The sequence below is a fragment of the Luteolibacter pohnpeiensis genome (genome assembly GCF_016595435.1).
Lineage (GTDB): Bacteria > Verrucomicrobiota > Verrucomicrobiia > Verrucomicrobiales > Akkermansiaceae > Luteolibacter > Luteolibacter pohnpeiensis.
In genome coordinates, this window is record NZ_JAENIJ010000241.1 from 1 (window position 1) to 326 (window position 326).

At 58.6% G+C, this 326-nt stretch carries 1 protein-coding gene; it reads left to right on the plus strand.

The window, feature by feature from the left end; all coding sequences use genetic code 11:
- Positions 1-97: 97 nt before the first annotated feature.
- Positions 98-326, plus strand: a 229-nt coding sequence (locus JIN85_RS21560) for a hypothetical protein (protein WP_234047558.1), incomplete at its 3' end; no start/stop codon positions are given.

Consider the following 326-nt stretch of genomic DNA (forward strand, 5'->3'; position numbering starts at 1 on the left):
CGGCTGGCTCAGGGAGCACACCGAATATGATATTTCCTACCGCACCCTTGTCCGTTATCTTCACGAACAAGGGTATGCCCGCCGAATTCCCCGACTCATGCCAGAGCCTCCCGACCAGGAAAAATGGCAGCTCCAACGTGAGGAATGCTCCGACCGCCTGTCTCAACTTCTGGCCAATCCGACAGCACGCGTGTTCTTTGGGGATGAGGCAGGCTTTGAAGGAGATCCCAGGCCGCCCCACCCAAGGCTATTTCGGCGGCCATCTTCGGCGCAACATCGTGGGAGCGGTGGAACCCTCAAGCGGCCATCTTGTCAGCCTGATTGTC